Source organism: Enterococcus sp. AMC1252 (assembly GCF_058216515.1).
Window position 1 is genome coordinate 3,366,966 of record NZ_CM177097.1, and the last position, 11,923, is coordinate 3,378,888.

16 protein-coding genes are annotated in these 11,923 nt (G+C 35.8%); 3 read left to right on the forward strand and 13 right to left on the reverse strand.

The features are described 5' to 3' along the window. Window positions 1-58 precede the first annotated feature (58 nt). The 13 genes from AC4BB5_RS15935 to AC4BB5_RS15995 all read right to left on the reverse strand — a co-directional run bounded on the left by AC4BB5_RS15935 (window position 59) and on the right by AC4BB5_RS15995 (window position 9,471). Window positions 59-214, reverse strand: a complete 156-nt coding sequence (locus tag AC4BB5_RS15935; RefSeq protein ID WP_490457049.1) for a hypothetical protein — start codon at window positions 212-214, stop codon at window positions 59-61. Further along, window positions 211-798, reverse strand: coding sequence for a DUF1700 domain-containing protein (locus AC4BB5_RS15940; RefSeq protein ID WP_490457050.1), 588 nt, complete (start codon window positions 796-798; stop codon window positions 211-213). Before AC4BB5_RS15940 ends, AC4BB5_RS15935 begins: the two co-directional genes overlap by 4 nt. Beyond that, window positions 791-1,108 carry a PadR family transcriptional regulator gene (locus tag AC4BB5_RS15945; protein ID WP_490457051.1) on the reverse strand — a complete coding sequence of 106 codons (318 nt, stop codon included), beginning with the start codon at window positions 1,106-1,108 and terminating at the stop codon, window positions 791-793. Before AC4BB5_RS15945 ends, AC4BB5_RS15940 begins: the two co-directional genes overlap by 8 nt. A 136-nt stretch (window positions 1,109-1,244) precedes the next feature. Further along, on the reverse strand, window positions 1,245-2,060 hold the full coding sequence (locus tag AC4BB5_RS15950) for a helix-turn-helix transcriptional regulator (RefSeq protein ID WP_490457052.1): 816 nt from the start codon (window positions 2,058-2,060) through the stop codon (window positions 1,245-1,247). 188 nt (window positions 2,061-2,248) lie between these two features. Further along, window positions 2,249-3,085, reverse strand: a complete 837-nt coding sequence (locus AC4BB5_RS15955) for a GNAT family N-acetyltransferase (RefSeq protein ID WP_490457053.1) — start codon at window positions 3,083-3,085, stop codon at window positions 2,249-2,251. Window positions 3,086-3,119: 34 nt separating this feature from the next. After that, window positions 3,120-3,518 (reverse strand): FAD-dependent oxidoreductase, encoded by a 399-nt coding sequence (locus tag AC4BB5_RS15960; RefSeq protein WP_490457054.1) that lies wholly within the window; start codon window positions 3,516-3,518, stop codon window positions 3,120-3,122. 11 nt (window positions 3,519-3,529) lie between these two features. Beyond that, complete coding sequence (locus tag AC4BB5_RS15965; protein WP_490457055.1) at window positions 3,530-5,077, reverse strand: ABC-F family ATP-binding cassette domain-containing protein; 1,548 nt, start codon at window positions 5,075-5,077, stop codon at window positions 3,530-3,532. Between the two features lie 380 nt (window positions 5,078-5,457). Beyond that, window positions 5,458-6,300 (reverse strand): PTS system mannose/fructose/sorbose family transporter subunit IID, encoded by an 843-nt coding sequence (locus tag AC4BB5_RS15970; protein ID WP_071879279.1) that lies wholly within the window; start codon window positions 6,298-6,300, stop codon window positions 5,458-5,460. Next, on the reverse strand, window positions 6,284-7,054 hold the full coding sequence (locus AC4BB5_RS15975; protein WP_071879278.1) for a PTS mannose/fructose/sorbose/N-acetylgalactosamine transporter subunit IIC: 771 nt from the start codon (window positions 7,052-7,054) through the stop codon (window positions 6,284-6,286). The genes AC4BB5_RS15970 and AC4BB5_RS15975 overlap by 17 nt, the downstream gene beginning before the upstream one ends. 29 nt (window positions 7,055-7,083) lie before the next feature. Next, entirely contained in the window at window positions 7,084-7,557 is a 474-nt protein-coding gene (locus AC4BB5_RS15980) for a PTS sugar transporter subunit IIB (protein WP_490457056.1), read from the reverse strand. Continuing rightward, window positions 7,550-8,302 carry a BtpA/SgcQ family protein gene (locus AC4BB5_RS15985; RefSeq protein ID WP_490457057.1) on the reverse strand — a complete coding sequence of 251 codons (753 nt, stop codon included), beginning with the start codon at window positions 8,300-8,302 and terminating at the stop codon, window positions 7,550-7,552. The genes AC4BB5_RS15980 and AC4BB5_RS15985 overlap by 8 nt, the downstream gene beginning before the upstream one ends. 12 nt (window positions 8,303-8,314) lie before the next feature. Next, window positions 8,315-8,725, reverse strand: a complete 411-nt coding sequence (locus AC4BB5_RS15990) for a PTS sugar transporter subunit IIA (protein WP_490457058.1) — start codon at window positions 8,723-8,725, stop codon at window positions 8,315-8,317. Between the two features lie 14 nt (window positions 8,726-8,739). Then, the gene (locus AC4BB5_RS15995) at window positions 8,740-9,471 is read right to left on the reverse strand and encodes a GntR family transcriptional regulator (protein WP_490457059.1); all 732 of its coding nucleotides are present in this window, start codon (window positions 9,469-9,471) and stop codon (window positions 8,740-8,742) included. A gap of 223 nt (window positions 9,472-9,694) precedes the next feature. Here AC4BB5_RS15995 and AC4BB5_RS16000 point away from each other — a divergent pair, with 223 nt between their 5' ends. From AC4BB5_RS16000 to AC4BB5_RS16010, 3 genes are all read left to right on the forward strand, one after another. Continuing rightward, window positions 9,695-10,282, forward strand: coding sequence for a DNA-binding protein (locus tag AC4BB5_RS16000; RefSeq protein WP_490457060.1), 588 nt, complete (start codon window positions 9,695-9,697; stop codon window positions 10,280-10,282). Between the two features lie 102 nt (window positions 10,283-10,384). After that, window positions 10,385-11,056, forward strand: a complete 672-nt coding sequence (locus tag AC4BB5_RS16005; protein WP_490457061.1) for a hypothetical protein — start codon at window positions 10,385-10,387, stop codon at window positions 11,054-11,056. Further along, window positions 11,056-11,913 carry a sce7725 family protein gene (locus AC4BB5_RS16010; protein WP_490457062.1) on the forward strand — a complete coding sequence of 286 codons (858 nt, stop codon included), beginning with the start codon at window positions 11,056-11,058 and terminating at the stop codon, window positions 11,911-11,913. The genes AC4BB5_RS16005 and AC4BB5_RS16010 overlap by 1 nt, the downstream gene beginning before the upstream one ends. The last annotated feature ends 10 nt before the right edge of the window (window positions 11,914-11,923 follow it).

Here is an 11,923-nt window from a genome sequence, read left to right on the forward strand (position 1 = left end):
TCTAAAACAAAAATAGAAACACCGTCAAGATTCCCACCTGTCAAATGTTTCTATTCTTCTACTCAAATCGAATCGTTCGATACCAAGAAATTGTTCCTTTTTCTCGATATTTATCAAGTTGAAAACCAGACATCGTAAACCCTAGCAATGCAATAATCAAACCAATAACAGTCAATCCAGCGCCAATTTTAATAAGTATTTTTTTATTTGTCATAATAATAACTCCTTCACTCGTATCAGATTAAGTACCTTGTTTGTGAACGTTCTTGAAATTTGAATAAAATAGGTTGCCATATTGATCGTGGCTACACCACTAAGTAGAGCTAGTCCTAATACCATGACACCAATCCCTAACTGCGTGAGCGCAATATGAACACCATCTTGCATCGCAAAAACACTAGCAAACATACTAAAAACTGAAACAACTAACCCAGTTACCGCAAAAACTCCGGTTGAAAAAGGTAAACACCAAATAACAATATAGGCAGATAATACGATTGCAATCAGCACGATTAACAGACTTCCCCACAAAGGAAAACCTAGAATCAATAGCACAGCAACTAATGGACTAACCTTTTTCTTTGGCTGAAAATCCCCCTCTTCAAAGGCTTCTTCCAAAATCTTACTTGCTATGATCGCTGGCTTCCCTAATTTTTTTACTGCCTCATCTTCGGTGGCACCATCTTCCAAATAATCTTCGATCAGTTCATCATAATAGCGAATAAATTGATTTTTTTCGACTTCATCTAAACGAACTAACCCTTCTTTTAATTGATACAAAAATTCCTGTTTATTCATTTTGCTCCCCCATCTCAATAAAATGATACACCTTCATTACTTCATCCCACTCTTGGATAAATGTTTTTATCTTTTGCTTACCGACCTCTGTGATTCGATAATATTTTCTTAAACGACTATTATGCTCCATTGAGTATGTTTCTAATTCTTCTTTTGTTTCTAACCGTTTCAAAATGGGATACAATGTTGATTCTGAAATTGTGATCACGCTTGATAAATCTTTGATTATTTGATAGCCATAGGAATCAGATTTCTTTAAAATGGCTAAAATACAATATTCTAGCAAGCCTTTTTTTAATTGTGAATCCATATTATACCTCCTAATACGCATTACTATACATTACATAGTATGATGCGTCAAGTAGTATTTTTGATAAAAAAAGAGAACGATCCCAATCGTCCTCTCAATCGTATACTCCCCACCATAACACACGGTAACTATACGATTATTTTTTTGCTGTTCCATAGAACAACGGAATACTTTCCACATTATTACGAATTCCTTCAACAGCCTCGTCTTCATTTTCTAAATCTAATGCTTTTTGAAATACTTCATCGATAGTAATCTGTATTGAAGCAAACCTATCATAATGCCAAATAGCGTGGGCAACTTTTAAAGATTCAACCCAAAAATAATAACTTTGGTCTTTGGTTACAATATCGATCAATGTCACAAAATTCCCACCCACATTACGAAAGTACTTTCCAAACTGCAAGTTGATCTCCACAATTTCAAGTAGTGGAAAAGTAGCTACCAGCTGCTCTATAGGAATATTGACAGCAAGTTTAAACTTTCCGATTTGATCGATTGAAACAGTTTCATTTTTAAAACTACATAAACAATTAGCATATCCCATCATTTTTGAAAAAGTTGCTTTAGGATAAATCTCTTCTTCAATTTTTATAAATGTATTCACTCGTTTTCCTTTTGAAAATAACGGTTGAATATCTTGGGTGTAGGCGCTGTAAAATGCGGTACTGTTTTTTTCCTCTTTATTTTGCTCCATGTGCTGTTGCCTTCTTTCCTTCCCATCAAACAACCCTCTAAAGAAACCAGGCTTCTTACGTCCTAAAAGAACATCCACACTGATATTGAAATACTCAGAAAGCCTCACAACATTCTCCAAGTCAGGAAGACTTTTGCCTAGCTCCCATTTAGAAATTGTTTGGCGTGAAATATTCAAATAGTCTGCTAATTCTTGTTGCGAGATTTCTTGTTCTTGACGGAACTTTTTGATTTGTGTACCAATTTCTACAGTCACTATAAGCCACTCCTTTTCTAACGTCTATCCTTTTATCCGCACAAATGCGTTGCTTTTGTTTATTATACAATAAAACCACTCGCAACGGATCGTTGCTTATTGGTCTAACAACGTTCTTGTAAAAAAAGCTCTACAACCTTCATTTTTAGTCAATGAAGGTTGTAGAGCTTTTAATGGATAAGATATCACTATTTTCCATTCAATTGTTTAACCAATTGAAATTGTGTAAGCTGCATTTCAATACCAATTTTTTGTAGCTCAGTGTATTCAGGTGTTGTCATATCAAAATTGCTTAATTTGACGGCACTACTGTTCTCTTGTTTTTTTAATGTAAGTAAACTATCCATTATAAATGATTTGTCATTTTGTTTGAATATATGCAATTGTTTGATGATCAACACATTGCTGTCAGACTCTTCAGCTAAATTGAAACTTATTGAACCGATTTTCGTTTTTTCTTGATAAATATCGTAATTTCTATCTGAAAAAATAGAACGATTTTGCCAAGGTGTCCATTGATTTTCAGCTATAGCTTGTTCTTGTGGTGAAATAGATTTTAAGTGCAATTTATTTTCTCCATTGGATTTCGTTGGTAAAGAAATAACTCCAACAGCCAACTCGTTCACATGTTGAAAGCCTTTTGCTTCATACAATTTTCTAGCACGTTCATTAGTAGCAATTACCTCAAGGATTAAGTCATCACATTGATTTTCTATTGCTAGTTTTTCGGCATAATCCAGTAATTTAGATGCCACTTTACTTCTGCGATATTTAGGAATCACAGCCATCCCACCGACCCACATTACTTTGGTCTGCTTAAAGATCTGGATCCCTAAAAGAATGATTCCAACAAATTCTCCTTCAATCGAAAAAACAGCTGAAAGTTTCTTTGAGAGCTTCAATGACTGGATTCTTTGTTCTAGTGCTTCTTGATCGACATGGATCGGTAACAGATAATCGCTAAACCCTTGATTCCATACTTCTACTACTTTTTGAAACTCAGCATCTTCTATCGTTATAAACATTATTGTTCTCCTTTTACTTCTCTTATCTCTTTAACTATAAACGATTTTGAGAATATTCATAGTTTTTTGAAACAATGATGTTATCGATTGTAAGGAACCATTCAAACTCTTCTCGATTACAGAGACAAACTTGATTTTCACTAACATTGAGGATAGATGTTTCTAAAAAAATAGTTACAACCAGTTTCTCTAGTTTTCTCATAAGTTCAACCCGTTTTGCCAAGTCTATACAATCTGACAGAATTTCATCTGATGTTTCTATAATAGTCACTTCTTTTCCCTGCTCGGCTAATTCAATGGCGAGCATACTTTCTAACTCACCGCTTCCGACAACTAATATCCGCTCAGATAACTGCCCTTCGGATAGTCGTTGCTCTCTTATCGGAAGCTGGGACTGGTACAAAAGACACTCTGTTAATCGTGTCAAATCCATCACAATTCACCTCATTGTCTAATAAGATGCTTATCAGCAACCGTATAAACATGATCTGCAACTTCAGAATAAAACTGTTCATCATTTGAAACTAATAAGACACTGCCTCTAAACGCTTTTAAAGCATCTTGAAGAGCTTTTCTTGAATCAACATCTAAATGATTCGTTGGTTCATCTAAGATCAGGAAATTACTTGGCTGCATGGTTAAATCGCATAGTTTCACTTTTGATTGTTCTCCACCACTCAACATATACAGGTTTTTTGAAGCAATTTCTCGTTTCAAGCCGCATTTTGCCAATTCTCTTCGAACATCTTCATACGTCAGTTTGGTATATTTATTCGCTAACGCTTCGATAGGTGTCCATTCAGTATTTTCCCACTCGATTTCTTGTGAGTGATAGCCCACAACAACTTGAGGTGAGAACTGAGCTTTTCCGGAAATTGCGGGTACCATTGAAAGAAGTGTTTTCACTAATGTGGATTTACCTAGACCATCTGCACCAGTAATCACGATTTTCTCCCCTTTTTTGACCTGTAAATCACGTACCGTAAGTAATGGTTCTTTGTACCCCACAGTAAGTTCGTCTATAGTCATAACATTAGGTGAACTTTGCGGCATTAATTTAAAGGAAAAATTAGACTTCACTTTCTTTTCAGGTTCTTTCAAACGATCCATCTTTTCCAAATGCTTTCTTCTACCTTGCGCCATTTTTGTCTTGATACCAGCTATATTTTTTTGAATAAACGCTTCGGTCTCTTTGATTTTTCGTTGTTGCGCGTCGAATTGACTTTGATAAGCTTCAGCCAGATGCGCTTTTTGTTTTAAGAAATCTGTATAATTACTATGATATTTTTTGATTGAGCCAAAATCAATATCACAGATACACGTTGCGATATTACTTAAAAATTCCGTATCGTGGGAAACAATGATAAAAGCATTTTCAAAAGCATTTAAGTACTCTGTCAACCAGTCAATATGTTCTTGGTCTAGATAGTTCGTCGGTTCATCTAAAATTAACACTGATGGTTTTTCCAATAGTAATTTTGCTAAGATAACCTTGATTTGGTCTCCACGGTTCAACGCACTCAATGTTTGATCCGCATCACCATCGCTGATACCAAGTCCCGTGACAGCCTTACTGATGTCATTTTCGACTTGATATAATCCTTTAATTTCTAGTTGTTCCTGGTATGTTGCAGCTCTTGTCAACAATTGGTCATCGCCTGTTTCCCCATAGGTTTCGTAAAGTTTCAGCATCTCTTTTTCTGTATCAAATAATTCTTGGTACGCTGATCTTAAAAATTCATTGATTGTAAGGGATTGATCCATATCCACATATTGGTCTAAATAGCCTAATGTTGCTGCTGGATTCCACGTAATTGCGCCTTCATCTGGTAAAACATTGCCTAAAAGCATCTTCAATAACGTACTTTTACCAGCACCGTTTTTACCAACGATTCCCATATGTTCCTTACTTCTTAATGTAAACGAGCTATTTTCGTAAAGCTGTTTATCTGGTACTGCATAGCTTAAATCTTTGACTTGTAATAATTCCATTCTATTTTCCTCTTTCATGTGGTTTCGTTGATTTTTACTAAAGAACATACAAAAAAGACCCATAGACAAAATGTCTAGGGCCTTTTTAATCTATATATTCTTCAGTAAATAGGCAGACTAAATACATAGCAAACATGTGCTATCTTTTTTAGTATGCGAAATTTACTGATGAATAAGAAAAGCTCTTAAGCTTTTCGATTAAGCTCCATACAACACTTCATCAAAAATAAGTTGTAGGGAGCTAAGAGTTGAAATATATAATACGTACATTTGAAACACCTTCCTCAGGTGTTACTCTACCATTTTGAAAAAAATTAGTCAAATCCAGCTATAATTGACAATTCTCATCAATTGCTCTACTCAGCTGATTTTTCCTTTACTTAGGCAATACCTAATGCAGCAAAGAGAATAGAAATGACGATTACACCAACAAGTAACGTCGTGGTTTTCACTTTTTTTCCTAACAACCAATAAATGATCAAAAAGAACAAAGCAGGGAAAAAACCTAACATGATTTGATCAACATATTCTTGTAAAGGTGCTGCTATCTTTCCACTTCCAACTTTGGCAGTCAGTTCAAAAACCACATTAGAAGCTGTCATTCCCCCAATAACCATCAATCCTAAAATAGAGGCAGCATTGGTTACTTTCTCGATGATGCCACTATCACCAACATCACTGAAGAATTTTGCGCCAAGCTTAAAGCCTTTGTCCAAACAGATATATCTTAAAATAAAGTGAGGAACATTGATGATCAATAAGAATGCGATGGGGCCAAAAATATTCCCTTCTTTCGCTAAAGAAATAGCGACACCAGAAGCAATAACTTTTAACGTCCCCCAGAAAAAAGAATCTCCGATGCCAGACATTGGCCCCATTAAACTTGATTTAACCGCATTGATACTCGCTGGATTGAACTTGGCATTTTTTTTATTTTCTTCTTCCATTGCACCAGAAATTCCGAAAAGCAGTGTAGAGATATGAGGGGTAACAGACATAAATTCTAAATGACGTTCTAACGCTTCTTTTCGTTCCTCAGGTGTTTTATATAACCTACGAATGATTGGCGCCATCGCAAAGGCATAAGCTAAGTTTTGCATCCGTTCATAGTTCCAAGAAGAATCCAACGTCAATGAACGGAAGAAAACAGACCAAAAATCTCGTTTAGTAATCACCGAATCTGGTGAAATCGTCTTTGTTTTTTCTTTAGAATTCGTTGTCATCTACGTATGCCTCCTTCGGTTGGTTATTGCTGAAATTCATATAAATCAACACAACGACGATGCCAAACAATGCAATCCCGACAATTGAAATTTTCAAGTAGGCTGCTAATAGAAAACCTAGCAAAAGAAACGCAATCATTTTTTTCGTCAACATCATTCGAGCAAGCATGGCAAAACCAATAGCTGGAATAATCCCAGCAGCAATATCTAGACCATGTGTTACGAATTCAGGGACATAGGAAAGAACTTTTTCAATAAATGGAACCCCTAAATAAAAGCCTAAAGCGACAATCAAAGCTAATAAGATTTTATTACCGATACCAGCGATTATCTGGATTCTTTCAACACCTTTAATATTCCCTTTGCTGGCTTCTTTGTCTGCTAAATGACTGGCTCCAGTTAATAAGAAGGTCATTTGAAGATTATCAATCAACAAAACTAACGTTGCAATCGGCACCGCTAAAACAACAGCACTAGACACAGATTGTCCACTCATGATTACATAGGCCGTTGCAATGATCGTCCCTGAAACAAAATCAGGTGGATTACTAGCGCCAACCGGAAAAGCGCCCATAAAGACCAATTCTAAGGTTGCCCCAAGTTTAATCCCCGCCTCTATATCACCTAAAGCTAACCCCACTAGCGGTGCTACCACAATAGGTCGATTCCACATTGTTGACCCAAACCAACTATGCAGGTAAGCGAATAAAGCAATGATAAACATCAAAAATACTCTCATAAACGTGACTTCCATGTTTTTTCCCCCTCAGTATTTTCGCCCTTTTACGATAACAATTTTTCGATAGCCACAGCAGGATCATCTGGTACTAATTGAACTGTTAATTGCTTACCATCTGAAATCAATTCTTTGATTCTTTCGCTATCTTGTTCGGATAGATGCACAGCTTTTGATACTTGTTTACGGTCAGCGCCATTTTTCATCCCACCTAGATTGATTTCTTGAATGGTCGGTACTTTTTTCACCAATTGATACATGTCTTCAACTGACTCACACAAAATAAATAATTTATATTTATCTGTCACACCAGAATTCAAGGCTTTGGCTGAGTCCTCGATCGTCTTCATCACTAATTTGACACCAGATGGTTTCGCCATTTTCATCGCACTCATTTTTAAATCGTCGTTAACTAAGTCATCACTTGCGATCAAGATACAGTCTGCATCTAAAAATTTGGTCCAAGTAAAGCCGACTTGTCCATGAATCAATCGATGGTCTACACGTAACATTTTAATCATTTAACTCACTCCTTAATTCTTTTATCACATTCATAAAATCTGCCACATGTTCTGCACTGACATCGCCAGTATCTTTTCTAGTATCCTTAAAATAACTGCCTACAATAGCCGCATCACAAATTTCTAGTTGCTCTTTTGCATTTTCTGTTGTTACCCCAGCTGCGACAATTAGCGGGAAATCAGATAATTCTTTACGGAACAGCTCAATTTTAGCCATAGAGGTTTCTTCTCCTGTGGCGTTTTCTGTCACCGCAATCGCATCACAACGTTCTGTGGCATGTCGTAAATCCTCTTCTACTGTTTTTTCAGATAACATCGGTTGATATTTAAAACGAACGCCACCAATCAATTTTGCTTTACAGGTACTTCTATATAAATCGAAAAATGCCTTAAGCGAAACTTCGTCTCGAGGTTTCACATGACCAACAACTGAATCGATTTGCATAAAGTCTAAGTCATATTTATTTGCAAGATAGAAGCCAAGTGAATCAACATTTAAAACGTTGACGCCAATCGGGATCGTTAAGCCTAATGATTTGATGTATTGAATAGCCACTTCTAATTGCTCATAATTTCCATAATAATTTTCCATAAGAATGCCATCAACGTCATTTTCTACATAGATGTCGATTTCTCTTTTTGCTCGCTCTAGAACCTCTTCATCTGTAATCCCTTTCAAATGAATAACCCCAATAATCGGTTTTCTTTCGTTGAATAGTGCTAAAAATTCATCTTTCTTACTCATCTTACATCCTCCTTAAAACTCTTCATTTTCTAGTTTTTCGATTGTAACGCGGCGAATTCCTTGTTGGGCATTCAGAATGATTTGATCTAGCTCTTCATCCTTTAATTTATTTGGCCCGGCTAAAATAATCTCTAGTGCTAAATTTAAATTCACCCCTGCCAACAACGTGACATGTTCAAAAGAAGTCGTTTCTAATAATGCATTGACAACACTTGCACCAAATAAATCGCCTAAAATGATGTATTCATCTTCATTATTTGAAGAAAGCTCTTTCATTAATTGTTTTGAAAAATCTGTTGCACTTGCACCTGGATATAAGCTAAACGTTTCTATTTCTTTTGCACTATCTCCAGCAATCATTTCTAAAGAATGTTTTAATCCTTTAGAAAAATCGCCGTGAGTCGCAATATAAATTTTTCTCATATGATCCACCTCAGCTATTTATTATAAGAGCGCATCGCTACTTTATATACTTCACTTCTAATATATTGTTCATTGAAATAAAGAATCTGATTTTCATCGTCAATGACCGTCTGATGGATTTTGACTAATGGTTCTTCTTCTTCAATGATTAGACCAGCAGCTATTTTTTCATCTGCCAAAGCAATTTCAATAATATTGTCAAAATAAGCCGCAATCAAACCGCCATGATTTCGTAGAACATCCAATAAAGATTCATCGGTCAAATTCAACTCGAGCATAAAATCAAAAGCATGTCTAAAATAATCGATTTCAAAAATCGCAGGTATCCCATCTAATGAACGAATACGTTCTATAGCAATGATCATCTCGCCTTTTTCGATTCCTAAAGCCTGAGCGACATGCCCACTCGCTGGTTTTTCTTCGATAGAAATTACCTTTGTTCCAGGTTTCTTCTGCATTTGTAGTCCAGATTCTGTAAAACTACCGCCCGCTGTCATGCTTTCAACATACGCAGGCATTGAAACAAAGGTTCCTTTACCATGCCTTTTCACTAAAACATTTTCATCAACCAATTGTTTGATCGCATTTCGAACAGTTACACGGCTTACACCATAAATTCCCATTAATTGTTCTTCTGAAGGAATCTTGTCTCCGACTTTGTATTCACCAGTCTTTACTTTGGATAGCAATGATTCATACAACTGTTTATATAGCGGTGCTAATGCATTGGATTCTAACTTTTCCATTTCCTCGCCCCTTTTAATACGTCTTAATACGTCTTATAATAAAGCGTTTTCTCAAAATTGTCAATAGCAAGTTTTAGCTTCTTATTTTCAGCTAAAACTTGCTACCTGAAACTTTACACTGTATTTATAACTGTGACTTAAATAATAGTTTATGATTATTTTCAAACGTCCACTTCTAGATATATAATAGAGAAAAATAAACAGATTCATTACGGAGGCTATTATGATTAAATTACCAAACATCGGTAAGCCTGCTACCAATGCGCTCAATTCGATTGGGGTTACAACGCTTGAACAAGTTAGTAAGCTGGAAAAAACGACTCTTTTAAAGATGCATGGTGTGGGACCTAAAGCGATCAGCATCTTGGAAAAATCCTTGATTGATCACAATTTAGTTTTTCCAGACTGTTCTATTAGTGACGTACTTCCAAAAACTGATTTTGCCGTTATCTGCTCATTACGTTGCGACAACGCACCTAAGAGACGACTGATTCGAAATTATTTGCTTGCCGCAGCGTCAGGAAATCAGCCGTTGCTTGAGTCAGTCCTCTGTGACTCGTTGCGCTGGATTATTCCAGGAAAATCCCCTTTGGAGGGAAAAGAAGCCTTTATTGATGCAGTAATCAAAGAACAAAAAGAGCTTAGTTCGCTAGAAATCCAATCTATATTAACGCATGGGAAAGACGGCTCTGCACATGGAGTACTTACAACAAAAACAGGAGATAAGATCTACTTTTCAGATATAATACGATTTAAAAGTAATCAAAAAGACGCTCCCATTTCTGAAATTACTTCTTTTGTGATTCATTAAAACTTTATAGGCTAGTTTAGTTTTCTATTTCCTCTAACAAAAAATACTTTATTTTTACGAACATACGTTTTATAGTAGAATAAAAATAAAAAGGAGTTAGATATGAAAACCTCATTAACGACCCAAATGGAAGAAGTTCTTTATTATTACTGTCGAGAAAATGGAGATATTGTGGTGGAAGAAGTGACTATGCCGAACGATCAAGGCATTGTTGATACATTGAGTTGCCGCTTGACTACTGAGAATCAATTTGAGTGGCGCTGTTATGAATTAAAAGTCAGTAACGCCGATTTCCGTTCAAAAGCAAAACTTTCTTTTATTGGTCATTATAATTATTTTGTTTTACCTGAAGCTCTTTTTGAAAAAATAAAAGAAGAAATTCCCACTCATATCGGCGTTATGGTTTACCACCAATACCATTCTATAGAAAATCAAATGCTGCCGGGTTATTTTACAATAGATAAAAAACCGCAAAAACAGGAGCTTTTGGTTAATGAACAAGAATTACTCTATCGTTTGATTACAGCCCAGGCTCGTGAAGTCGGCAAAGCCAAACAAACGGCACGAGGCTTACGAGTATTTTCAACGGATCAGCTTTACAAAGAATTAAAGAAAAGACAACCCGATTATGATTTGTTTGGCGGCGGAGTAAATTTTTACGACCGCTTTATTGAAGACAGTTGTGATCAAGCTGTTGAAGCTTTAAAAAATGAATTAGACGCAACACGTGAAGCTTATCTCGAATTAGAACAGCGTCTTTTGGAGGAACATTAATGTATTATCCCTATTTTCGTGGCAAACAGTTTGATCTACTTGCTTTGACAGCATTAATAGAAGCAAGCTGTCTGTCCTCTCATATTTTACCAATTATCGAACCGGTCAAAAATTCCACTACCTTGAAAAAATTTATCGCGCTATGCCAAAGAAAACATCAACCATTTTATCTTATTCAAAATCCTCAAACGGGAGATTTTTTGACAAAAGAAGGTCTGCACTATCTAGAAGTCTTATCTTTAGACAAAGCCGTGATTGTTGAGCAACCTATTGAGACATTGAATGAAGAACCACAATTATTTGTGATCAATAATGCAACGCCTGCATTACAGAGTGACTGGCTTACCAACCAAACAAAGGTCCTAATACCAAAAGAATTCCGTTTACTGCAAAAAGTCAAAGGTGAAAAAATTATTTCACATGATCCATTTACTAGATTACCCAAAACAAGTTTTTACCAAGAGTGCTCTGACGAGTTTTTCTCAGATAGTCATTTAACCTTTCAAAAGAGTGGCTTTGTAGGATTCAGTGATTTTTCTATCGACAGTCGGATTTACTATGAACATAGTTATCCTTCAAAAATATTGAGTTTACATCTTGTTTATTTTGAAAATGATCGCTTACGTATCCATCATTTTCTTTCGAGTGAAGAGGCTCCGACACAAAAAGATAAATTTTTTGAACTTATGAAAGACGTACAAGAGTGGGAAAATAAATTATGCGGTGACAATATAACATTAGGGATCGAACTACTGTTTGATGCTGTTTCTAAAGAAAAATTCCCTGGAATGGGTGTTATGAGAAAAGCAGCTGTCATGCATCATATGGAATTAATGTCACGTTATCTAAATAGATAATGTGTGCACA

Excerpts from the sequence above, each read along its gene's own strand:
- AC4BB5_RS15935 (WP_490457049.1), bottom strand. The coding sequence starts at position 214 with ATGACAAATAAAAAAATACTTATTAAAATTGGCGCTGGATTGACTGTT.
- AC4BB5_RS15940 (WP_490457050.1), bottom strand. The coding sequence starts at position 798 with ATGAATAAACAGGAATTTTTGTATCAATTAAAAGAAGGGTTAGTTCGT.
- AC4BB5_RS15945 (WP_490457051.1), bottom strand. The coding sequence starts at position 1,108 with ATGGATTCACAATTAAAAAAAGGCTTGCTAGAATATTGTATTTTAGCC.
- AC4BB5_RS15955 (WP_490457053.1), bottom strand. The coding sequence starts at position 3,085 with ATGTTTATAACGATAGAAGATGCTGAGTTTCAAAAAGTAGTAGAAGTA.
- AC4BB5_RS15960 (WP_490457054.1), bottom strand. The coding sequence starts at position 3,518 with ATGGATTTGACACGATTAACAGAGTGTCTTTTGTACCAGTCCCAGCTT.
- AC4BB5_RS15965 (WP_490457055.1), bottom strand. The coding sequence starts at position 5,077 with ATGGAATTATTACAAGTCAAAGATTTAAGCTATGCAGTACCAGATAAA.
- AC4BB5_RS15970 (WP_071879279.1), bottom strand. The coding sequence starts at position 6,300 with ATGACAACGAATTCTAAAGAAAAAACAAAGACGATTTCACCAGATTCG.
- AC4BB5_RS15975 (WP_071879278.1), bottom strand. The coding sequence starts at position 7,054 with ATGGAAGTCACGTTTATGAGAGTATTTTTGATGTTTATCATTGCTTTA.
- AC4BB5_RS15980 (WP_490457056.1), bottom strand. The coding sequence starts at position 7,557 with ATGATTAAAATGTTACGTGTAGACCATCGATTGATTCATGGACAAGTC.
- AC4BB5_RS15985 (WP_490457057.1), bottom strand. The coding sequence starts at position 8,302 with ATGAGTAAGAAAGATGAATTTTTAGCACTATTCAACGAAAGAAAACCG.
- AC4BB5_RS15990 (WP_490457058.1), bottom strand. The coding sequence starts at position 8,725 with ATGAGAAAAATTTATATTGCGACTCACGGCGATTTTTCTAAAGGATTA.
- AC4BB5_RS15995 (WP_490457059.1), bottom strand. The coding sequence starts at position 9,471 with ATGGAAAAGTTAGAATCCAATGCATTAGCACCGCTATATAAACAGTTG.
- AC4BB5_RS16000 (WP_490457060.1), top strand. The coding sequence starts at position 9,695 with ATGATTAAATTACCAAACATCGGTAAGCCTGCTACCAATGCGCTCAAT.
- AC4BB5_RS16005 (WP_490457061.1), top strand. The coding sequence starts at position 10,385 with ATGAAAACCTCATTAACGACCCAAATGGAAGAAGTTCTTTATTATTAC.
- AC4BB5_RS16010 (WP_490457062.1), top strand. The coding sequence starts at position 11,056 with ATGTATTATCCCTATTTTCGTGGCAAACAGTTTGATCTACTTGCTTTG.